Origin of the sequence: Kitasatospora sp. NPDC088346 (assembly GCF_044740765.1) — a bacterium.
GTDB lineage: Bacteria > Actinomycetota > Actinomycetes > Streptomycetales > Streptomycetaceae > Kitasatospora.
This window is the reverse complement of sequence record NZ_JBIURH010000017.1, coordinates 48967-70410: the sequence shown is the minus strand read 5'-3', so window position 1 is coordinate 70410 and position 21444 is coordinate 48967. Positions and strand designations below refer to the sequence as shown.

At 72.9% G+C, this 21444-nt stretch carries 16 protein-coding genes; 3 read left to right on the top strand and 13 right to left on the bottom strand.

The genetic code is table 11. The annotated features are described in order from the left end of the window. Positions 1–28: 28 nt before the first annotated feature. The 8 genes from ACIOFR_RS22335 to nrdR all read right to left on the bottom strand — a co-directional run bounded on the left by ACIOFR_RS22335 (position 29) and on the right by nrdR (position 9802). Positions 29–1276 carry a cytochrome P450 gene (locus ACIOFR_RS22335; protein ID WP_400999894.1) on the bottom strand — a complete coding sequence of 416 codons (1248 nt, stop codon included), beginning with the start codon at positions 1274–1276 and terminating at the stop codon, positions 29–31. Next, positions 1273–1902 (bottom strand): GTP-binding protein, encoded by a 630-nt coding sequence (locus ACIOFR_RS22330; RefSeq protein WP_400999892.1) that lies wholly within the window; start codon positions 1900–1902, stop codon positions 1273–1275. Before ACIOFR_RS22330 ends, ACIOFR_RS22335 begins: the two co-directional genes overlap by 4 nt. After that, on the bottom strand, positions 1883–2251 hold the full coding sequence (locus ACIOFR_RS22325) for a DUF742 domain-containing protein (protein ID WP_371499587.1): 369 nt from the start codon (positions 2249–2251) through the stop codon (positions 1883–1885). Before ACIOFR_RS22325 ends, ACIOFR_RS22330 begins: the two co-directional genes overlap by 20 nt. Beyond that, a complete protein-coding gene (locus ACIOFR_RS22320) occupies positions 2248–2658 on the bottom strand; it encodes a roadblock/LC7 domain-containing protein (protein ID WP_400999890.1) in 411 nt (136 codons plus the stop codon). Before ACIOFR_RS22320 ends, ACIOFR_RS22325 begins: the two co-directional genes overlap by 4 nt. After that, positions 2658–4373, bottom strand: a complete 1716-nt coding sequence (locus ACIOFR_RS22315) for an ATP-binding protein (RefSeq protein ID WP_400999888.1) — start codon at positions 4371–4373, stop codon at positions 2658–2660. Before ACIOFR_RS22315 ends, ACIOFR_RS22320 begins: the two co-directional genes overlap by 1 nt. A gap of 518 nt (positions 4374–4891) precedes the next feature. Continuing rightward, positions 4892–6043 (bottom strand): hypothetical protein, encoded by a 1152-nt coding sequence (locus ACIOFR_RS22310; protein ID WP_400999886.1) that lies wholly within the window; start codon positions 6041–6043, stop codon positions 4892–4894. A 196-nt stretch (positions 6044–6239) separates the two neighbouring features. Next, on the bottom strand, positions 6240–9128 hold the full coding sequence (locus tag ACIOFR_RS22305; RefSeq protein ID WP_400999884.1) for a vitamin B12-dependent ribonucleotide reductase: 2889 nt from the start codon (positions 9126–9128) through the stop codon (positions 6240–6242). Between the two features lie 179 nt (positions 9129–9307). Continuing rightward, a complete protein-coding gene (nrdR, locus tag ACIOFR_RS22300) occupies positions 9308–9802 on the bottom strand; it encodes a transcriptional regulator NrdR (protein ID WP_400999882.1) in 495 nt (164 codons plus the stop codon). A gap of 465 nt (positions 9803–10267) precedes the next feature. On the opposite strand from nrdR, the gene lexA reads away from it, so the two are divergent. Then, a complete protein-coding gene (gene lexA, locus ACIOFR_RS22295; protein ID WP_233288955.1) occupies positions 10268–10930 on the top strand; it encodes a transcriptional repressor LexA in 663 nt (220 codons plus the stop codon). Positions 10931–10995: 65 nt separating this feature from the next. Here the strand turns inward: lexA and ACIOFR_RS22290 are convergent, their stop codons facing one another. From ACIOFR_RS22290 to ACIOFR_RS22275, 4 genes are all read right to left on the bottom strand, one after another. After that, positions 10996–13170: an ATP-dependent DNA helicase gene (locus tag ACIOFR_RS22290; RefSeq protein WP_400999880.1), complete on the bottom strand. Its 2175-nt coding sequence runs from the start codon at positions 13168–13170 to the stop codon at positions 10996–10998. Then, entirely contained in the window at positions 13167–14654 is a 1488-nt protein-coding gene (locus tag ACIOFR_RS22285; protein WP_400999878.1) for a lysine N(6)-hydroxylase/L-ornithine N(5)-oxygenase family protein, read from the bottom strand. The genes ACIOFR_RS22290 and ACIOFR_RS22285 overlap by 4 nt, the downstream gene beginning before the upstream one ends. Positions 14655–14739: 85 nt before the next feature. Continuing rightward, a complete protein-coding gene (locus tag ACIOFR_RS22280; protein WP_400999876.1) occupies positions 14740–15375 on the bottom strand; it encodes a GNAT family N-acetyltransferase in 636 nt (211 codons plus the stop codon). Continuing rightward, positions 15372–17153, bottom strand: coding sequence for an IucA/IucC family protein (locus tag ACIOFR_RS22275; RefSeq protein ID WP_400999874.1), 1782 nt, complete (start codon positions 17151–17153; stop codon positions 15372–15374). Before ACIOFR_RS22275 ends, ACIOFR_RS22280 begins: the two co-directional genes overlap by 4 nt. Before the next feature lie 275 nt (positions 17154–17428). Between ACIOFR_RS22275 and ACIOFR_RS22270 the strand changes: the two genes are divergently transcribed. Next, a complete protein-coding gene (locus tag ACIOFR_RS22270; protein WP_400999872.1) occupies positions 17429–18577 on the top strand; it encodes a trypsin-like serine peptidase in 1149 nt (382 codons plus the stop codon). Positions 18578–18617: 40 nt separating this feature from the next. After that, positions 18618–19754, top strand: a complete 1137-nt coding sequence (locus tag ACIOFR_RS22265) for a trypsin-like serine peptidase (protein WP_400999870.1) — start codon at positions 18618–18620, stop codon at positions 19752–19754. Between the two features lie 91 nt (positions 19755–19845). Here ACIOFR_RS22265 and hflX read toward each other — a convergent pair whose 3' ends face one another. Further along, the gene (gene hflX / locus ACIOFR_RS22260) at positions 19846–21348 is read right to left on the bottom strand and encodes a GTPase HflX (protein ID WP_400999868.1); all 1503 of its coding nucleotides are present in this window, start codon (positions 21346–21348) and stop codon (positions 19846–19848) included. Positions 21349–21444 lie beyond the last annotated feature (96 nt).

The following is a 21444-nucleotide window of genomic DNA, read 5'->3' as shown; positions in this document are numbered from 1 at the left end:
GTCGGTCCGGTCGGTCGGGTCCGGTCGGTCAGTCCGTGACGTACCCGGGCGTGAACGCCACCGGCAGCGCGACCAGCGCCCGCACCCAGGCGGACGGACGCCACACCAGCGCGCTCTCGGCCACCGCGAGCCGCAGGTCGGGAAGCCGGTCGAGGAGGACCTCGATCGCCGTGGTCGCGATCACCTCGGCCGCCTCGCGCGCCGGGTGCGGGCACCCGTGGTCGCCGTAGGAGAAGCTCAGGTAGGCGCGGTTCCCCTCGGCCGGCCGGCCGGCGTCGGGCCGCACCGCCGGATCCGCGTTGGCGCCCGCGAAGCCGAGCAGGACCAGGTCACCCTTGTTGATCTTCTGTCCGCCGAGCTGGGTGTCCCTGGTCGTCCACCGGCCGGCGAAGATCTGGGTCGGGGTGTCCTCCCAGAGCGCCTCCCCCAGCGCCTGGCCGATCGACCGCCGGCCGCCCGACAGCGAGGCCGCGAAGCGGTCGTCGGTGAGCATCAGCCGCAGCGCGTTGGAGATCCAGTACGCGGTCGTCTGGTGGCCCGCGATCAGCAGCACCCGCAGGTCGCGCATGATCTCGTCGTCGGTCAGCGCGGCCTCGTGCGCCACCAGCGCCGAGGTGATGTCGGCCGCCGGGTGCTCCCGGCGCTCCTGCACCAGCTGCAGCATCACGGCCAGCAGGTCCACCGCACCGGCCTGCGCGCCCGGCCCGCCGTCCACCATCGCCACCAGTGCGCGGATCAGTCGGGGCGTCTGGGTGTCGTCGAGCCCGAACATCCGGCACAGCGCCAGCAGCGGCACCTGGTGGGCGTACTCGGCGACCAGGTCCGCCTCGCCGCGGCCCGAGAACTCGTCGATCAGCCGGTCGGCGATCTCCTCGCAGAACTTCTTCAGCTCGTACGCGTCCACGCCGGTCAGCGCCTCGTCCACCGCCGCCCGGCGGCGCTGGTGCTCGGCCCCCTCCGCGTACATCACCGACGGGGCCGAGGTCATCATCGGCCGCAGCGGCCAGTCCTCGGGGATCGTCGGCCATGCGTTCCAGCGGCTGGAGTCCCGCCCGAACACCTTCGACTGGCCGGCCACCAGCTGGAGTTCGCGGTAGCCCATCACCAGCCAGGCCGGCACTCCCCCGGCGAGCTCGACCGGCGCCACCGGACCGTGCGTCGCCCGGAGCTCCTGGTACACCTGCGCCGGGTCGGTCTGGAACCGGGGACCGTACAGCGGGGCCGCACCGGCATGCGCCGGGCAGCCCGGCGGCGGGGTGGTCGCGGGCTCGGTCACGGGGTCTCCTCCACAACGGCTCTCTCGGCTTCGGCCAGCCGGTGCAGGTGCCGGACCAGCTCGATCAGCACCTGCTTGCTCGACTCCCGGCTCCGGGCGTCGCAGTCCACCAGCGGGACGTGGTCGGGCAGGTCCAGCGCGGCCCGGACGTCGGCCAGGGTGTGCTCCGGACCGTCGAAGTTGTTCCGGGCCACCACGAACGGCGTCCCGTGCTGCTCCAGCCGGTCGATGGCGTACCAGGACTCCTCCAGCCGGCGGGTGTCGACCAGCACCACCGCGCCCAGCGCACCGGAGAACAGCCGGTCCCAGAGGAACCAGAAGCGCTCCTGGCCCGGGGCGCCGAACAGGTAGAGCACGTTCTCCGCGTTGAGCGTGATCCGGCCGAAGTCGAACGCCACCGTGGTCGAGCGCTTGTCCCGGACCACGGAGAGGTCGTCGATGCCCTCGCCCGCCCGGGTCATGGTCTCCTCGGTGTTCAGCGGGCGGATCTCGCTGACCGACCCCACCAGGGTGGTCTTGCCGACCCCGAACCCACCGACCACCACGATCTTCAGGGCGTTCTCGGCGGTGCTGCGCAACGGCACCCGGCCGGGTCGCAGCAGGGTGTCAGAGCTGTTGGAGACCATGCAGCACCTGCTTCAGCATGTCGAGATCGGGCAACCGGGCCTTGTTGGGCGCGAACCGCGGGTGGCGGGCGGTGACCGTGCCGGCCTCCAGCAGGTCACCGAGCAGGATCTTCACCACGCTGACCGGCAGGTCCAGCTCCGCGGCCACCTCCACCACGGCGGTCGGCGTCTCGCACAGCCGCAGGATCCGCGCGTGCTCGGACTGCATGCCGGGCGCGGGCTCCCGCTCCGTGACGATCAGGGTGACCAGGTCGAAGGCGTGCTCCGGCGGACGGCTCCGCCCCTTGGTCACGGTGTAGAGCCGGTCCGGGTCCTCGTCCCGTCCCGGCAGGTTCCGCGGGGCGTTCACACCCCGGCCTCGATCTCGCGCGGCGGGGCGCTCAGGTACGCCCCGATCTGCTCGATGAGTCCGTGCATGTTGTGTCCGACCACGCCCACGTCGGCGTCGTCGTCGGTGACCACCGCCAGGTGCGCGCCCTCGCCGGCCGCGACGATGCACAGGATGCCGCCGTGGAACTCGGTCATCGACTGCCGGACCCCGCCCGAGCCGTCGCCGAACTCGATGGACGCCCCGTGCGCCAGGCTCTGCATGCCCGAGGCGATCGCCGCGAGCTGGTCCGCCTGGTCGGCGCCCAGTCCGAGCGTGTGACAGAGCTTCAGCCCGTCCGCCGACAGCACCAGGGCGTGCCGCGCCCCCGGGGTGCCGGCCAGCAGGTTCTCCAACAGCCAGTCGAGATCACGGTCGGTGCTGGTCATCAGGAATCGTCCTTCGGGAGAGCGTCATGGGTGTCCGGCCCCTGCTGCAGGGCCTTCCGGAAGGCGCCGAACCGGGCCGCCGACTGGGCGGCGGCACCGGGGCGTACGGGCTGCGCCGCCGAAGCGGTCGTGGAGGTCTGGGTGGCCGCGGCACCGGCCAGGGTCTGCCCGCGGCGGCGCTGCGGCAGGCCTCCCGGGCCCACCGGAGCGGCCGGCACGGCCTCGGCGGCCTCCTCCGGGCGGGTCTCCCGAGGGCGGGACTCCTGCGGACGGGACTCCTGCGGACGGGACTCCTGCGGACGGGACTCCTGCGGACGCACCGGCTCGGGACGGCGCTGCTCCAGCACCGGACGGGCCTCCGGGCCGCGCCGCTCCGGCGACTGGCCGGCCGTCAGTGCCTTGGAGAGCGCCGGGTTCGGGTGGGTGACCAACTGCTCCGGGATCAGCACCACCACGCCGGTACCGCCCCGGGCCGACGGCCGGAAGGAGATCGACAGACCGTGCTTGCGGGCCAGCGAGCCCACCACCGCCAGACCCAGCCGGCTGCCGGCGGAGAGCGTGGTCAGGTCCAACGGCTCGGCGGAGACGGCCTGTTCGGCCCGGCGCAGCCAGCTGCCGCCGAGGCCCAGGCCGCCGTCCTCGACCGTGATCACCAGACCGGAGTGGACCTCCTCGACGTACACGTGCACCTCGGCCGGGGGCGCCGAGAAGTTGGCCGCGTTGTCGAGCAGTTCGGCCAGCGTGTGCATCACGCCCTCGGCCGCGAAGCCCGCCACCGCGGCGGTCGACGCCGAGTGCAGACGCACCCGCTGGTAGGCGCCGATCCGGCCGAGCGCCCCGCGCAGGATGGACTCGACGCCGATCGGCTTGGTCCACCGGCGGCCCGAACGGGCACCGGTGAGGACCGCGATGCTGTCGGCCATCCGGCCCACCTGGGCGGTCGCGTGGTCCAGGCTGAGCAGGTCGCCGAGCACGTCGTCGCCGTGCCGGTGCTGCATGTCGCGCAGTTCGGCGTGCATCGAGGTGGCCAGTGCCTGGACGCGGCCGGCCGCGGTGGCGCACACCGCGAGGGCGGCGGCCCGCTGGCGCTCGCCACGGCCGATCTCCTCCGCCACCGTACGCAGCAGGCCGTCGTGGACGGTCGCCGGGCGGCCGGTCAGCACGGTGTTGACCGCGGCGCCGGAGCGCAGCCGTCCGATCACCTCGGGCAGCACCTCGTCGGCGAGCCGGGCCAGGGCGGCCCGCTCCTCGTCGGCCGCGTGCACCGCGGCGCGCAGACCGATGGCCTCGCTCTCGGACTCGGTCAGCGCGGTGCGCACGCTGTGCAGGTCGGCGCGGTCCCGCTCGCCGCCGGCCTGGGCCTCGGCCAGGGCGGCCCGCAGGGCGGCCGCGACGTTGTGGGCGGAGTTCAGCTCCGCGTTCAGCTGGACCGCCGAGCTCTGGACGGACGCCAACTCGTGCCGGGACTCGGACAGCTCGGTCTCCGCCCGCCGGGCCCGGCCGGCCAGCCGGGCCGCGACCAGGACCAGGAGGGACCAGAGCAGCACCGCACCGCCGGCCGTACCGGCGACCGCCGAGCGGTGTCCGGGGGCGGAGCCGGCCACCGCCGCGACGGCGGCGCCCACTCCCAGCAGCAGAGCGGCCGCCGCCCCGAGCACGGTGCCGAGGTCCCGACCTTGGTACGCCGCGCGGGAGGGGCGCGTGCGAGCTCTCATCTATCTGATCCTCGGTGCAGGCGTCAGCGGCGGGCGGTCGACATCGCGCGACCGCCCGGGACGCACAGCACAGCACGTTCCGGGCGATTGATCAGTACGCGCGGTCATCAGATCATATCGATTCAGCACACGGTCTCAACCGGCCAGTTGACGTTGCGTTGTGAAGAATGAACCCTGCGCATCCGCACAACTCCCTCGGAACACCGGCCGAGCCGCTCCCCGGCCCCCCGCCACCGGCCTGGATCTGCCCGCCGGACCTGCCCGAACCGCCCCGCCGCACCCCTCCGGCGGCCCTCCCGCAGCACCCGGCGCACCCGGCACGCGCGTGCCTGCTCCCGCACTCCGGCGTGTGAGCCGGTGCAGTCCAGCGGCCACTGCCCCGGCTCGACACCGCAACGCGCCCCTCCGGCCCGGTCCGGGAGCCGCTCCGGCGCGATCGCTGCCAGGTGAGGGGCGCGCAGGAAGGAGGGAGGGGCACCGACCCGTGGCCGGTGCCCCTCCCTCCTTCACCCGCGGGTCTACTGGCGGAGATCACCTATTCCTGGCGTGCGCCATTCCTCGGCATCGGGCCCACGATCGGGGAATGCGCGTAGCTTCAACTGGGGCGCCCGGTGGTCGACGAGCCACCGCATCCGCTCGTCGCCCGCCGCAAGAGCGGATCGGGCGATCCGGGTCCACTCCTCCCGGTCGAGCACCGAGAGGTACGTCGCCCGAAGCGCTTCCTGCTGCTCCACCGTGCATCCCGCGGTCTCGGGAGACCTCGTGGTGAGGAAATGGGTGAGCCACGCGACGCCGTGATAGCGCCCGATGGTCGGGCTGAGCGAACCCACATGACGAGCGTGCGCTTCGAGGACCGCTGCCGAGTGAGGGTAGTGGGCGAGGGTCAGTCCCATCCCCGCGCAGTCGCTCATCAGCTGGAGCAGCAGACCGGTGTGGTCGACCATCTCGCTGTCGGTGCCCAGGTCGGCGAGCGCCTCATGGAGTCTGGCGACCGTGGCGACCTTGCCGGCGAAGTAGCCGTTGAGGAAGTCGCCGTCGCAGGCTCTGCGAAGCAGCCACGGTCGGGCGGCCGGGCTGTCGAGTCTGCAGAGGGCTTCGACGACGTAGACGCGTCCCCAGCCGGTGACTCGCTCGGCAAGCCAGAGCAGGGCCTCGACCCCTCCCGGCCGGCTCTCGAGAGCGCGCGCCGCCAGTGGACCGAAGCGGTCGGACAGCAACCCGATCGTCTGGATCAGTGGGATGTCTTCGGCTGTTCCCAGCGGAGCGAGCAGGGCAAGCCCGACGGTGACCGAGCATCGGTCGGTCCCGTGTCGGACCAGCCAGCGGCCCGTTCGGCGAACGCGGTCCCGGTCCGCCTGCTCAGCTGCGGCGGCGATGTGCTCGTTGTGGTGAATCGGGATGTAGACGTCGTGGAAGGCGTCGGCCAGTTCGCTGGGAAGGGCGGAGGCCCGCGCGAGATGCGCCTTCAGGACGAGCGCCGCGTCCTTGCCGACCGAGCGCCGGTCCGAAGGCGCTTTCGGGCCTTGTCGCCCACGGTGCGACCCGTCGTCGGGATACGGTTCCCCGTCTCGGGGCAGCGGCTCCCCCGGTGCCAGCCGATGTAGCCGGAGCGCGTGGTCGAACAGTGTCGTCGGTGACCCGGGCAGTCCTGGCCCGGTCGTCCCGCTCATCGGCGGACGGAGGACTCGATTCTCTTGATCATGCCGATGAGCCTGCCATCACGGCGTCCGCCGCACAAGCCACTTCCGTAGGCATCCGGTTGCCTCGGACACCACTGGCCGACGTGACCGAGGCCGAGGGCGGTGGAGCCGGAACTCGGCTCCACCGCCCTCACCAGCGGGCTTCACCCGCTGGCTTGCCCGGGAATCAGCTGCAGCCGCTGGTGGAGCCGCAGCCCTCGCAGAGGTAGCAGCTGCCGGCGCGGCGCATCTTGGTGCCGCAGCTGAAGCAGAGCGGCGCGTCGGCGCTCAGGCCCAGCTGGATCTCCGCCAGTTCGGTGGAGTTGTGGGCCCTGGCCGGCGCCGGGGCGACCGCCTTGGGCCGCTCGACGGCGGGCTTGGGCTCGGCCGCCGCGAGGGGTGCGGACTGGGCCAGTCCCTCGACGTCCAGGTCCTCCTCGACGGGCTCGTACGAGCCGGTGTCCAGGTGGCGCTGGCGCTCCTCCACGGAGTGGATGCCGAGCGCGGAGCGGGTCTCGAAGGGCAGGAAGTCCAGCGCCAGGCGGCGGAAGATGTAGTCGACGATCGACTGCGCCATCCGCACGTCCGGGTCGTCGGTCAGACCGGCCGGCTCGAAGCGCATGTTGGTGAACTTGGAGATGTAGGTCTCCAGCGGCACGCCGTACTGCAGGCCCACCGAGACGGCGATGGAGAAGGCGTCCATCATGCCCGCGAGGGTCGAGCCCTGCTTGGACATCTTCAGGAAGACCTCGCCGAGGCCGTCGTCCGGGTAGGAGTTGGCGGTCATGTAGCCTTCGGCGCCGCCGACCGTGAAGGAGGTCGTGATGCCCGGGCGACCCTTGGGCAGGCGGCGGCGCACCGGGCGGTACTCGACCACCTTCTCCACGACCTTCGCGACCTCGGCGGCGGTCTCGGTGGCCGCCGCGGCCGGGGTGCTGGTCTTCGCCGAGAGCGGCTGGCCGACCTTGCAGTTGTCGCGGTAGATGGCGAGCGCCTTGACGCCGAGCTTCCACGCCTCGAAGTAGATCTCCTCGATCTCCTCGACGGTGGCGACCTCGGGCATGTTGACCGTCTTGGAGATGGCGCCGGAGATCCACGGCTGGATCGCCGCCATCATCCGGACGTGGCCCATCGCGGAGATGACCCGTTCGCCCATCGCGCAGTCGAACACCTCGTAGTGCTCGGGCCGCAGTCCGGGCGCGTCCACCACGTTGCCGTGCTCGGCGATGTGGGCGACGACCGCCTCGATCTGCTCCTGCGGGTAGCCGAGCCGTCCGAGCGCCCGCGGCACCGTGCCGTTGACGATCTGCATCGAGCCGCCGCCGACCAGCTTCTTGAACTTCACCAGCGCGAGGTCGGGCTCGACGCCGGTGGTGTCGCAGTCCATCATCAGGCCGATGGTGCCGGTCGGTGCGAGCACCGAGGCCTGGGCGTTGCGGAAGCCGTTGCGCGCGCCGAGCCGCAGGACGTCGTCCCAGGTCTCGGTGGCGGCGGCCCACACCGGGGCGTCCAGCTCGTCGACCGCGACGGCGGCCGCGTTGGCGTCGGCGTGCTGCCGCATGACCTGCTGGTGCGGGGCGGCGTTGCGGGCGTAGCCGTCGTACGGGCCGACCACGCCGGCCAGCTCGGCGCCGCGGCGGTAGGCGGTGCCGGTCATCAGGGAGGTGATGGCGCCGGCGAGCGCGCGGCCGCCCTCGGAGTCGTACGCGTGGCCGGTGGCCATGAGCAGGGCGCCGAGGTTGGCGTAGCCGATGCCGAGCTGGCGGTAGGCCCGGGTGGTCTCGCCGATCTTCTCGGTGGGGAAGTCGGCGAAGCAGATGGAGATGTCCATCGCGGTGATGACCAGCTCGACGACCTTGGCGAAGCGCCCGGCGTCGAAGCTGTCGTCGTCGCGGAGGAACTTCATCAGGTTGAGCGAGGCGAGGTTGCAGCTGGAGTTGTCCAGGTGCATGTACTCGGAGCAGGGGTTGGACGCGTTGATGCGGCCGGACTCCGGGCAGGTGTGCCAGTGGTTGATGGTCGAGTCGTACTGGATGCCCGGGTCGGCGCAGGCCCAGGCGGCCTCGGCCATCTTGCGGAAGAGCTTCTTGGCGTCGACGGTCTCGATGACCTCGCCGGTCATCCGGGCGCGCAGGCCGAACTCGGTGCCGTTCTCGACCGCGGTCATGAACTCGTCGGAGACGCGGACCGAGTTGTTGGCGTTCTGGTACTGGACGGAGGTGATGTCGTCCCCGCCGAGGTCCATGTCGAAGCCCGCGTCGCGCAGCGCGCGGATCTTCTCCTCCTCCTTCACCTTGGTCTCGATGAAGGCCTCGACGTCGGGGTGGTCGACGTCCAGCACGACCATCTTGGCCGCGCGCCGGGTGGCGCCGCCGGACTTGATGGTGCCGGCGGAGGCGTCGGCGCCGCGCATGAAGGAGACCGGGCCGGAGGCGTTGCCGCCGGAGGAGAGCAGTTCCTTGGAGGAACGGATCCGGGAGAGGTTCAGGCCGGCGCCGGAGCCGCCCTTGAAGATCATGCCCTCTTCCTTGTACCAGTCGAGGATCGACTCCATGGAGTCGTCGACGGCCAGGATGAAGCAGGCGCTGACCTGCTGGGGCTGCTTGGTGCCGACGTTGAACCAGACCGGCGAGTTGAAGCTGAAGACCTGGTGGAGGAGGGCGTGGGTCAGCTCGTGCTCGAAGATCTCGGCGTCGTCCGCGGAGGCGAAGTAACCGTTCTTCTCGCCGGCGGCGCGGTAGGTCAGCACCACCCGGTCGATGATCTGCTTGAGGCTCCACTCGCGCTGCGGGCTGCCGACCGCACCGCGGAAGTACTTGGACGTGACGATGTTCACCGCGTTGACCGACCAGGAGTCGGGGAACTCGACGCCGCGCTGCTCGAAGTTGATCGAGCCGTCCCGCCAGTTGGTCATGACGACGTCGCGCCGCTCCCAGCTGACCTGGTCGTAGGGGTGGACGCCAGGGGTGGTGTAGATGCGTTCCATCCGCAGGCCGCCCTTGGGAGCCTTGCCGGCGCCCTTGGCGGTCTTGTCGGACTTCGACCCGCGCGCGGAACCGCTCGTCGTGTCTGTCACTTCTGGTCCTCCTCCTGGGCAAACGCCCGAGGTGCCCCGATCCTTCCGGGCACCGCTGGTTCGCTTCTCCTGGCGTGCGGCGGCCGATCGTCCGGCCGATGTGCACGTTTCGTTCTGATTTGTGCGCGGAATGTGGGCGCGCGGGGGCCCCGGAGGGCCGCAGGGTGGTGCCTGACCCGCTAGGGGGCCGCGGCGGCCGGCACGGGTGCGCAGTCCTCCGCGGTGACGGGCCGCTCGACGCGGAGCTCCGCGATCGCGGCCTCGAAGTCCTCCAGGCCGTCGAAGGCCTTGTACACGCTCGCGAACCGCAGGTACGCGACGACGTCCAGCTCCTTGAGCGGGCCCAGTATGGCGAGCCCGACGTCGTGGGTGGACAGCTCGGCGCTGCCGCTGGCCCGGACGCACTCCTCGACCCGCTGGCCGAGCTGGGCGAGCGCGTCCTCGGTCACCGGACGACCCTGGCAGGCCTTTCGGACACCCGAGATCACCTTCTCCCGGGAGAACGGCTCGGTCACTCCGCTGCGTTTGATCACCATCAACGTGGCCGTCTCCACCGTGGTGAAACGGCGGCTGCAGTCGGGGCACTGGCGGCGTCGGCGGATCGAACTTCCGTCATCGCTCGCGCGGCTGTCCACGACGCGACTGTCCGGGTGCCGGCAGAAGGGGCAGTGCACCTGAGGACTTCCTCCCTGGCGGCAAGACATCGGACTCCGCCACTCTACCGGACCACAACCTGTAGGTACGAGCGAGGAGACTAGCCACAAGATCTGGGAGTCGGGGGGCGACGCGCCGGGACGGTTCGAGATCCTCGCGCAGAGCGGAATAGACTGTTCGGGTCGAACATTTAATCGATGTACACCCAAAGCCTTGATCCAGTCAGCTAACTCCTTGATAATTCACTCGAACGTGTGTTTGGCGCAACCTTTCGATAGGTGCACCAGTTGAGCTGCACAAGGGAGTAAGCCTGTCGAATGAGGGCCGCGATGAACACCGTTGAAGCAAGGACCGCCATTCCGGTGCAGGAGCGCTCGGCGCGCACCACGGACCAGACGATGGACCACAGCATGAGCCAGAGCCAGCCGATCGAGCACGCCTCGGTGCAGGACGTGGCGCTCGTCCACCCGACCCCGCCCCGTGCCATGCCCGGCCGCCCGCCCGGCATCCGCACCGACGAGGCCGGGCTGACCGAGCGCCAGCGACGGGTCATCGAGGTGATCCGGGACTCCGTGCAGCGCCGCGGGTACCCGCCGAGCATGCGCGAGATCGGCCAGGCCGTCGGCCTGTCCAGCACCTCCTCGGTGGCGCACCAGCTGATGGCCCTGGAGCGCAAGGGCTTCCTGCGGCGCGACCCGCACCGTCCGCGTGCCTACGAGGTCCGCGGCGTCGAGGTCGCCCGGCCCAACACCGCGGAGACCGCGGGCCGTCCGTCCACCTCCTACGTGCCGCTGGTCGGCCGGATCGCGGCCGGCGGTCCGATCCTGGCCGAGCAGACCGTCGAGGACGTCTTCCCGCTCCCCCGTCAACTGGTCGGCGAGGGTGAGCTGTTCGCCCTCACCGTCCGCGGCGACTCGATGATCGAGGCCGCCATCTGTGACGGCGACTGGGTCACCGTCCGCCGCCAGCCGGTCGCCGAGAACGGCGACATCGTGGCCGCGATGATCGACGGCGAGGCCACCGTCAAGCGCCTGAAGCGCGAGGACGGCAAGATCTGGCTGATGCCGCACAACCCCGCGTACGAGCCCATCCCGGGTGACAACGCGACCATCCTCGGCAAGGTCGTGGCGGTGCTCCGCCGGCTCTGACCGGGCCGGCGGGCGGTCGACGGGGGCTCCGGGCGATGCGGCCGGAGCCCCCGACCCGTGGTCGGCTACGGGACGGCCCGCTTCACCACCGGACGGACCGGCGCGGCCGCGGCGTCGATCGCGGCCAGTGAGCGGCGCACCTGGTTGCGGTCGGTGGTGTACCAGAAGTCCGGCATCGAGGAGCGGAAGAAGCCGCCGTACCTGGCCGTGGCCAGCCGCGGGTCGAGCACCGCGACGATGCCCTTGTCGTCCGCCGCCCGGACCAGCCGGCCGGCGCCCTGGGCCATCAGCAGCGCGGCGTGGGTCGCCGCGACCGCCATGAACCCGTTGCCGCCGTGCTCCTCGACGGCCTTCTGCCGGGCGCTCATCAGCGGATCGTCCGGACGTGGGAACGGGATCCGGTCCATCACCACCAGCTGGCAGGCCGAACCCGGCACGTCCACGCCCTGCCAGAGCGAGAGGGTGCCGAACAGGCAGGTGGTCGCGTCCGAGGCGAACTCCCGGATCAGCTCGCCGAGGGTGTCCTCGCCCTGCAGCAGGATCCGGTTGTCGAGCCGCTCGCGGAGCGCCTCGGCCGCCGTCTGGGCCGCCCGCATGGACGAGAACAGGCCGAGGGTGCGGCCGCCGGCCGCGCCGATCAGCTCGGTGAGCTCGTCCAGCATCTGCGGCCGGTCGGGCTCCCGGCCGGGCGGCGGGAGGTGCTTGGCGACGTAGAGGATGCCCTGCTTGGGATAGCTGAACGGGGAGCCGACGTCGATCCCGCGCCAGTACGGCGGCGCCTCGTCGCCCTGTGCCGGCTCCGGCTCGGCCGCCGAGCGCTCGTCCGGCAGCCGGCCCTCGACGGGCAGGCCGAGCGAGCCGGCCACACCGTTGAAGTCGCCGCCCAGCTTGAGGGTGGCCGAGGTCAGGACGACCGAGCGCTCCTTGTAGAGGTTCTCGCGCAGCAGCCCGGAGACGCTCAGCGGCGCGACCCGCAGCGAGGCCGCGCCCAGACCGAAGCGGTCGGACCGCTCGATCCACACCACGTCGTACTCGGAGTCCTGGAGCAGCCGGTCGGCCGTCTCGTGCAGGGTCTCGGCGGAGGCCATCGCCTGCTTGCGCACCGCGTCCTCGTCGGTGAGCGCGCGGTCGCGGGTCTCGCCGAGCGAGGTGATCACCTGCCGGCAGGCGTCCCGGACGGCGGCCACCGCGTAGGCCAGGTACTCGGGCAGCTCCTCGACCCGGCCGGGCTGGGCGGTCTCCATCAGGCCGTGGAAGTTCTCGGCGGCGGCCTGGAGGGCGTCCACCGCCTTCTCGTTGGCCAGCTTGGCGGCCCGGCGGACGGCCCGGTTGACGGCGTGCACCGACATCTCGGCGGTGGCCGCGCCGGTCACCCGGTTCACCAGCTCGTGCGCCTCGTCGATGATCAGCAGCCCGTGCTCGGGCAGCACCGGGGCGCCCTCGATCGCGTCGATCGCCAGCATCGCGTGGTTGGTGACCACCACGTCGGCGAGCTTGGCCCGCTCGCGGGCGGCCTCGGCGAAGCACTCCCCGCCGTAGGGGCAGCGGGTGGCGCCCAGGCACTCCTTGGAGGTGACCGAGAGCTGGGCCCAGGCCTTGTCGGAGACGCCGGGCGTGAGGTCGTCCCGGTCCCCCGTGTCGGTCTCGCCCGCCCACTCGCGCAGCCGCAGGACGTCCTGGCCGAGCTTGCCGGTCGGACCGCCGAGGGCCTCGACCGGGTCGAACAGGCCCTCCCCCTCGTCCGCCGGGGTGCCCTCGTGCGCGCGGTGCAGGCAGAGGTAGTTCGACCGGCCCTTGAGCATCGCGAACAGCGGACGGCGGCGCAGCACCGGGTGGAGCGCCTCCACCGTGCGGGGCAAGTCGCGCTCCACCAGCTGGCGTTGGAGTGCGAGGGTGGCGGTGGCCACGACCACGCGGTCGCCGTGGGCGAGCGCGGGCACGAGGTAGGCGAGGGACTTTCCGGTGCCGGTGCCGGCCTGCACCAGCAGGTGCTCGCCGGCGTCGACCGCGGACGAGACCGCCTCGGCCATCCGGACCTGGCCGGGGCGCTCGACCCCGCCGACCGAGGTGACCGCGGCGTGCAGCAGTTCCGGGAGCCGGGACGCGGGGACGGGGGCCGGGGGCGCGTCGCCCGGCCCTTCGTCGGCCGCCGGCGCGGCCGCGGTCGCGTCGTCCGCCGGCGCTTCGTCGGCCGGTGCTTCGTCGCCCAGCCGGGGGAGGGATTCGGAGTCGTTCGTCATGGCGTTCCCAACCCTACGGGGCGGGAGTGACAATCCGGGTGGCCGATCGGATCCCGGGGCTCGAAAGCGCCGTACGCGCTCTGCTCCGGCGTCGCACGCGGGGGCAGCAGCACCGTGGCGGGCACCGGTGCGGCCGTGGACGGCGGCGCGGGCGCGACGGTGGGCGGCAGCGCCGTGGCAGGCGGCGCGAAGGTGGTCCAGGCGGTGCGCGCGGGCAGCCGGTGAACGGCGCGGCCGGCCACCGCGTTGAGGATGACGGCCGCACGGTGGGCGCCCAGCCCCAGGTCCGGGGCGCCCACCCCGTGCGTGTGCAGTTCGGCGTTCTGGACGTACAGACCGCCGGTGAGCGCGGGGCCGGTGGCCACCCGGTGCTGCGGATCGACGCGGTAGCGGCCCTGCTCGTCCCAGTCGATCAGGTGGGCGATCGGGTCCAGCAGGGCGGGACGGACGGCCCGGTAGCCGGTGGCCAGCACCACGGCCTCGGTGCGCACGGCGTGCCGGAGCCCCGAGTCCACGTGCCGGCACTGCAGTTCGAGACCTCCGCACGGCCCGGTCCGGGCCTCGGTGACGGCGGTGCCGGGGAGGATCTCGACCGGTTCGGCGGCCAGCGGGCGGCCCACGGTGCGCTCGTAGAGGTGGTCGTGGATCTCGGCCAGGGTCTCGGCGCTGGCCGCCTTGTGGAGCTGCCACTGGGCCGGGATCAGGCGGTCCCGGACGGGCCCGGGCAGTCCGTGGAAGTAGCGGGTGTAGTCGGGGGTGAACTGCTCCAGGCCGAGCTTGGAGTACTCCATCGGGGCCAGCGCACGGCTGCGGGTCAGCCAGCGCAGCCGGGTGCCGTCGCCGGCCCGGGTGCGCAGCAGGTCGAGGAAGATCTCGGCGCCGGACTGGCCGGAGCCGACCACGGTGATGTCCCGGGAGCCGGCCAGGGCCGGCCGGCGGTCCAGGTACTCGGCGGAGTGCCAGACCCGCGAGTGCCCGGCCAGGGCGGCGAACGCCTCGGGCCGGGCCGGGCCGGTGCCGACCCCCAGCACCACCGCCCGCGCGCGCAGCGGAACGGCGCCGGTCTCGGCCCGGTAGAGCTCCTCCCGGGGTTCCCAGTGCAGTTCGGTGATCGCGGTGCCGAAGCGGCAGTTGGGCAGCCGTTCGGCGGCCCAGCGGCAGTAGTGGTCGTACTCGCGGCGGGGCAGCTGGAAGCGCTCGGCGAAGTAGAACGGGAACAGCCGCTCCTGCTCGCGCAGGTAGTTGAGGAAGGACCACGGGTTGGTCGGGTCGACCAGGGAGACCAGGTCGGCGAGGAACGGGACCTGCATCCTGGCGCCGTCGACCAGCATGCCGGGGTGCCAGCGGAACTCCCGCTTCGCGTCGCAGAACAGCGTCCGCAGGCCGTCGGCACGGTCGGCGAGCGCGGCGAGGGACAGGTTGAACGGGCCGATGCCGACGCCCAGGAGGTCGTACGGCTCGCGCTGCGGGAGGTCCATGCCCATCCTGTTCGGGGAGGTGGTGCGGGAGGTCGGGGGCGGCCCGCGGCAGGGCTGGGCCGGTGAGGGCCGGCGCGCGGGCCGGTGGCAGTCAGCGGGACCGGCGGGTGCGGGGCCGGGGCCGCACCATCAGGGCGGCGCGTTTCCCGGGGAGGTCGAGCTCGGCGGCCAGGTGGAACCCGGCCCTCCGGAACGCCCGGACGGACGCGGTGTTGCGCAGGTCGGGCTCGGCCAGCACCCGTTCGCAGCGCGGGCGGCGCTCCAGGATCCGGTCCGCGAGCGCGGCCAGCAGCAGGGCGCCGAGGCCGCGCCCGCGGGTGTCGGCGGGGCCGATCAGCAGGTGGACGCCGGTGTCGTCGGGGCGGGCCGGGTAGTGCAGGGCGAGCGGGTCGAGGTCGGCCCGGTAGAGCTCCCAGTAGCTCATCGGGACGCCGTCCAGCAGCCCCAGGCAGGGCACGCTGCGGCCGTCGCCGCCGAGTTGGGTCCGCAGGTGCCGGGCGGTGCCGGTGGACGGCCCGGCGAGCTGCCAGAAGGCGTCCACCGCCGGATCGTTCATCCAGCCGGTGACCAGCGGCAGGTCGGTGTCCAGACGGACCGTCCGGAGGAGGAACTCGCCCGCGGCGGTGGCCATCGGGCCCCAGCCGGCGACACCGTCCAGCAGGTCCGCGCCGCCCGGCGGGACCGCGCCGTCGGGCAGGCCCACCGCGGGCGGCTCGGGGACCGTCACGGCGCCACGGGGTTACGGATCGTCACGTACACCGACTGGGTCTCCACCGGGCCGACCAGTTCGTCCAGGCCGTGCAGCCTGGTGAGCAGGTTCGCCTTGCAGCGCAGGGTCGGCGCGTCCAGCAGGTGGGCGGGGAGCGCGGAGCCGGTGGCGGCGGCCTCGGGGCCGGCCAGGAACGAGCGCAGGGCGGCGAGCAGGACGGTTTCGTCGGCCAGGCCCTGCGCCCCGAGGCCGCCGATCAGCCCCAGGACGTGGTTGATGCCGAGGTAGTAGGCGAAGCGCTCGTCGGCGACGTGGTCGGGCACGAAGGTGTCGCTGTGCGCCCCGATCCCGGGCAGCCGGGCGGCCAGCCGGTCCGCGTGCGAGGCGCGGTAGTAGTAGCCCTGGTTGTCGCGGTAGCGCCCGCCGACGGGCCAGCCGGCCTCGTCCAGGACGACCAGGCTGTTCTGCTGGTGGGCCTCCAGGGCGATGCCGGCCCGTCCGTCCAGCCAGAGGACCGGCAGCACCACGGCGTGCAGGTAGCGCAGAAACCATTCGGTGGCCACGGTCGGCGTCGGCCGGCCGCTGCGGCCGGCGATCTCCCCGAGGACGTCGGAGAGCTGGGAGCGCATCCGCTCCAGCGGCTGTTCGGCGATCAGGCCGGCCACGCACAGCGCCCGGTCGGCGGGCCCGAAGGGCTGGCGGCGCAGCACGGTGTCCAGGCCGTGCGGGTCGCCGAGCAGCGGGTGGTCGACGCCGATCCAGGCCGGGTCCCGGACGATGTCGAAGCCCGGGTGGGCGGCCCGCCACTCGGCGGCCAGCCCGGCCTCCAGCAGCCGGTGCACCTCCAGGCCTCGGTGCAGTTCCTTGCGGAGGTTCTCCCGGCGGGAGTTGGTGATCCGCAGGCCGAGCGAGAGTTTCAGCATCCACGGGGTGTCCGGGCGGCAGACGGTGCGGACGGAGGAGGTGGGGTGCCACGGGGTGCCGTGCGGCCCGAGGTCGTGCAGGAGTCCCTGGTCGAACAGGGCGGTGACGGCGGGGCGCAGCAGCAGTTCCCGGGCCTGCCAGGGGTGCAGCGGCAGGGCGGCGGTGCCGGGCGGCAGCAGGTCGGGGCGGCCGAGCAGGTGGGCGGTGATCTCCTCGGCGGGCCGTCCGGTGGCGGAGTCGGCGGCGAGCAGGTCGCGGTCCACGGCGTACCAGTGCAGCGGGAAGCTGCCGCCGAGTTCGGGCGAGTAGGCGGCGCTCTGGGCGGGGCCGAGACCGTCGCGGCTCTTCGGGGTGGGGTGCAGCGGGTGGCCGAGCAGCAGGGCCTGCTCGGCGCGCAGGAAGGGTGTCGCGGCGGTGGCCGGGGCGGCCCGGCGGTGGGCCAGGATCTCGGCGGTGCGGCCGACCGAGTCGGCGACCCGGGCGGCGAGGTCGGTGCTCCGGCCGGGGTCGGGGTGTTCGGCTGCGGCGCCGGCGAGCAGTGCGGCGACGGTGACCGGGTCCACCGGGCCGGGCGCCCCGCCGCCCGCGGTCACGGTGGTCCGGCCGAACCGGTGCCAGCCGCACGCGGACCAGTGGCGGACGGGGGCGGCCAGCTCCGCGGCGCCGCCGAGGACGGCGATCCGCAGCCACCCGGTGGCGTCGGGGAGGGCGCCGTTCTCTCTGGCCCAGCAGCGCAGCAGGCTCTCGTTGGCGGCCTGTTCGGCGGCCGTGCCGGGGTCCGGATGGAGCAGGGGGTCCGCCCCGGCCCGGGCGGCCGGGACCGCCGTCGGTGCGGGTGGGGCCGGCGCGGCTCCGGTGAGGGCGGTGCTCAAGGCTGCTCCTTGGGGGCTGGACCGTCCGGTTGGGGGCCGGACTGTCCGGTAAGGGCTACCTATCCCAACCCGGTGAGCACAAGATCAATCCACCCGTTCCGGTGAATGACGACGGATCACTCACCCCTGGGAGTGAGCCCTGTCACTCCGACGGGGATCTCCCGTCACGGAGCGGTGACCACTCGTCAACAGCCGGACACCGCAACCCGGAACGGCCCGTCCGGATGGCAGACTGCGGCGAGGACGTTCTTCCGAGACACCGGGGGGTGTGGTCCATGACGACGGTTCGCCGTACCGCAGTGGCGGCCGCGACGGCCGTCGCCGTCCTGCTCGCCGTGCCGGCCTGCGGCCCGGCCGGCGGCGGCGCCGACCGGGCGTCCGGGCTGCCGAGGAGCTGGGACGAGCTGAGGAGCTGGCACTTCGAGGACTGGGACAACTGGGCCTCCAAGCACGTCTTCCACAACCCCGAGACCGGCGGTGTGTGGAGCCCGGAGACGATGGGCGACGCCGCGCCGAAGCAGCCCGAGCCCGCGGCCGTCCCGCCCTCGGCCGGCGCCGCGCCCGAACCGGCGACCACGGCGCCCACCGAGCCCGCGACGGCCCCACCGGCGCCCTCCGCCGCCGGTGGCGCGTCGCCCGGCGCCGGGCCCGCCGTGGTCCAGGCGGTGCCCGTCCCGAGGCCGTACACCCGGTACGCCGCGTCCGGCAAGGTCTTCATGACCGCGCCGAACGGCGGCACCGGCCAGTGCTCCGCGACGGTGGTCGCCGACCCGGAGCACCCCGGCCGGAGCAACCTGGTCTGGACGGCGGCGCACTGCGTGCACGAGGGCCGAGGCGGCGATTGGTTCAAGAACATCATCTTCGTTCCCGCCTACAACAGTTCGGGAGCAGCCGGCGGCGGGCGACGGGCGACGCTGCCGGAGGTGGCCCCGCTGGGCCAGTGGTGGGCGGACAAGGTCATCACCTCGCCGCAGTGGACCGCCGAGGGCGGGCACTCCGGCAACGCGGCCAACCAGTACGACTTCGCGGTGCTGCGGGTGCACGACCCCGCGAGCACCGAGCGGTCGCTGGAGGAGACCGTCGGCACCGCCGTCCCGGTCTGGTTCGACGCCCCGCGGGACGAGCTGACCGTCTCGGCCTGGGGGTACCCGGCCGTCCGCCCCTTCGACGGGCAGGAGTTGGACCGCTGCGACGCGGGCCGGCCCGGGCAGCTCTCGTTCGACCCGAAGCGTCCGGCGATGCTGACCATCGGCTGCACCATGACCGCGGGCGCCAGCGGCGGCGGCTGGTTCGCCACCATGCCCGACGGCCGGCAGGCCCTGGTGAGCAACACCTCCATCGGCAACCTCGACCACACCTCGCTGAACGGCCCGTACCTGGAGGGCGTGGCCCGGCAGGCGCTGGAGTACCTGTCCAAGAAGTGACCCTGACCATCCGACCGTGCGACCACCGGGGAGCCATCACATGTCATCCATACTCCGCCGTTCCGGCGCCGCCGCCCTCGTCACCCTGCTCGCCCTGGCGGCGGCCGGCTGCGCCGACGACACCGGCCCCCGGGCCGCTCCCCCGCCGGTCCCCGCGGCGGCGGCCACCGCCGCCGGCAAGAACGGGATCAAGCTGCCGGACGCGTTGAAGGACCTGAAGAACTGGAGCGCGGACGACCTGGCCAACTGGGCCGCCGCGCACGGCTTCAAGCCGGAGCTGCTGAAGGGCTACTGGAACCAGGTCAAGATGGAGGCGGCCAAGGGCCTCAAGCCCAAGGACGCCAACATCACCAGCGCCAAGTCCCCCAGCCGGTCCGAGGTCCAGCTGCCGTCGGCCGTCGCCGCCGTCGCCGAGAAGCACCCGTACAACTCCGCCACCGCGGTGGTCGGCAAGATCTTCCTGAGCGTCAGCCCGACCTCCGACGCGGAGTGCTCCGGCACGGTGGTCTCGGACCCCGTCAACCCCGGCCGCAGCAACCTGGTCTGGACGGCGGCGCACTGCGTCCACCAGGGACAGGGCGGCGACTGGTTCAAGCGGATCGGCTTCGTGCCGTCGTACAACCGGGCCGGTGCGGCGAGCGGCGGCAGGCCGGCCACCGTCGAGCAGCTCGCCCCCTACGGCGCCTGGACCATGGACGACGGCTACATCGACCCGCACTGGTACCAGGAGGGCAGCGACCGGGGCGGCCCGGCCAGCCAGTTCGACTTCGCGGTCATCCACGTGCACAACGAGGACGGCAGCGGCCGCTCGCTGGAGGAGACCGTCGGCGGCTCGATCCCGATCTGGTTCAACGCCCCGGCCGACCAGATCACCGCGGCCTCCGCGTACGGCTACCCGGCCGACACCCCGTTCGACGGCCTGGAGCTCGAACACTGCGACACCAGGGCCAGGCTCACCCCGTACGTCTACGACGCCGAGCGCCCGCCGATGAACGCGATGGGCTGCACCATGACCGGCGGCTCCAGCGGCGGCGGCTGGTTCGCGCAGCGCGGCGGCAAGCCGGTGCTGATCAGCAACACCTCGGTCGGCAACGACGCGGGCACCTTCCTGGCCGGCCCGACCCTGGGGGCGGACGCGCTGAAGGGCTTCGACTACTTCAGCCGGAAGAAGCACTGACACCGCGGGGGTGCCCGCCCGGCACCCCGGGTGAACGCCGCGGGCCCGGCCTCCGGGAGGAGGCCGGGCCCGCGGCGCGGTGGGCCGGTGGTCAGACCTGGCCGACCACGGCGAACCGCTCCAGCTCGGCGGCCAGCTCGGCCGCGACCTTGGCGCGCAGCAGGGTGCCGTCGCCGGTGTGCTCGGTGGAGATCAGCTCGCCCTCGGCGTGCACCCGGGAGACCAGGTCGCCCCGGGTGTAGGGGACCAGGGCCAGCACCTCGACGGCGGGCCGCGGGAGCTCGTCGTCGATCAGCTTCAGCAGCTCGTCCATGCCCTGGCCGGTGCGGGCCGACACCACGATGGCGTGCGGCTCGCGGCGCAGCAGCCGCTGGAGCACCAGCGGGTCGGCTGCGTCGGCCTTGTTGATCACCACGATCTCGGGCACGTTCTGTGCGTCGACCGAGACGACCACCTCGCGGACGGCGGCCAGCTGCGTCTCCGGCTCGGGGTGCGAGCCGTCGACCACGTGCAGGATCAGGTCGGCCTCGGCGACCTCCTCCATGGTCGAGCGGAATGCCTCGACCAGGTGGTGCGGAAGGTGCCGGACGAACCCGACGGTGTCGGCCAGCGTGTAGATCCGGCCGCTCGGGGTCTGGGCCCGTCGGACGGTCGGGTCCAGGGTGGCGAACAGCGCGTTCTCCACCAGGACGCCCGCGCCGGTGAGCCGGTTGAGCAGGGAGGACTTGCCGGCGTTGGTGTAGCCCGCGATCGCGACGGAGGGCACGTGGTTGCGACGGCGCTCCTGGCGCTTGGTGTCGCGGCCCTTCTTCATGTCGGCGATCTCCCTGCGGAGCTTCGCCATCTTCTCGCGGATCCGGCGCCGGTCGGTCTCGATCTTGGTCTCACCGGGACCACGGGTGGCCATGCCGCCGCCCGAGGAGCCGGAGCCGCCGCCGCCCATCTGGCGGGAGAGCGACTGACCCCAGCCGCGCAGGCGCGGCAGCATGTACTGCATCTGCGCCAGCGAGACCTGCGCCTTGCCCTCCCGGGACTTGGCGTGCTGGGCGAAGATGTCCAGGATCAGGGCGGTCCGGTCGACCACCTTGACCTTGACCACGTCCTCCAGCTGGATCAGCTGCCCGGGGGTCAGCTCACCGTCGCAGACGACGGTGTCGGCGCCGGTGGCGGCCACGATGTCGGCCAGCTCGCGGGCCTTGCCGGAGCCGATGTAGGTCGCGGGGTCGGGCTTGTCGCGGCGCTGGATCACGCCGTCGAGCACCTCGGAGCCGGCGGTCTCGGCCAGGGCGGCGAGCTCCGCGAGGGAGTTCTCCGCCTCCTCGACCGTGCCACCCGTCCAGACGCCGACGAGCACCACGCGCTCCAGGCGGAGCTGGCGGTACTCGACCTCGGTGACGTCCTGGAGTTCGGTGGACAGGCCCACGACACGGCGCAGGGCCGCGCGCTCGGAGCGGTCGTACTGGTCACCGTCGTAGGTGCCGAGGTCCTCGTCGATCGCCGCGAGGTCCTCGTCCATCAGGGCGTCGGCCTTGATGTCGGTGAGCCGGCGGCCGGAGTCGCCGGTCTGGGTGCGGCTGTCGAACGTGGAGGTCATCTCATCCTTTTGCTGGATCGGAGGCCGGTGCGCCGCCCGGATCGGCGGATGCACGAGGAGTCTGCCCCCTGACCGTCCGGAAAACCACCGTGGACG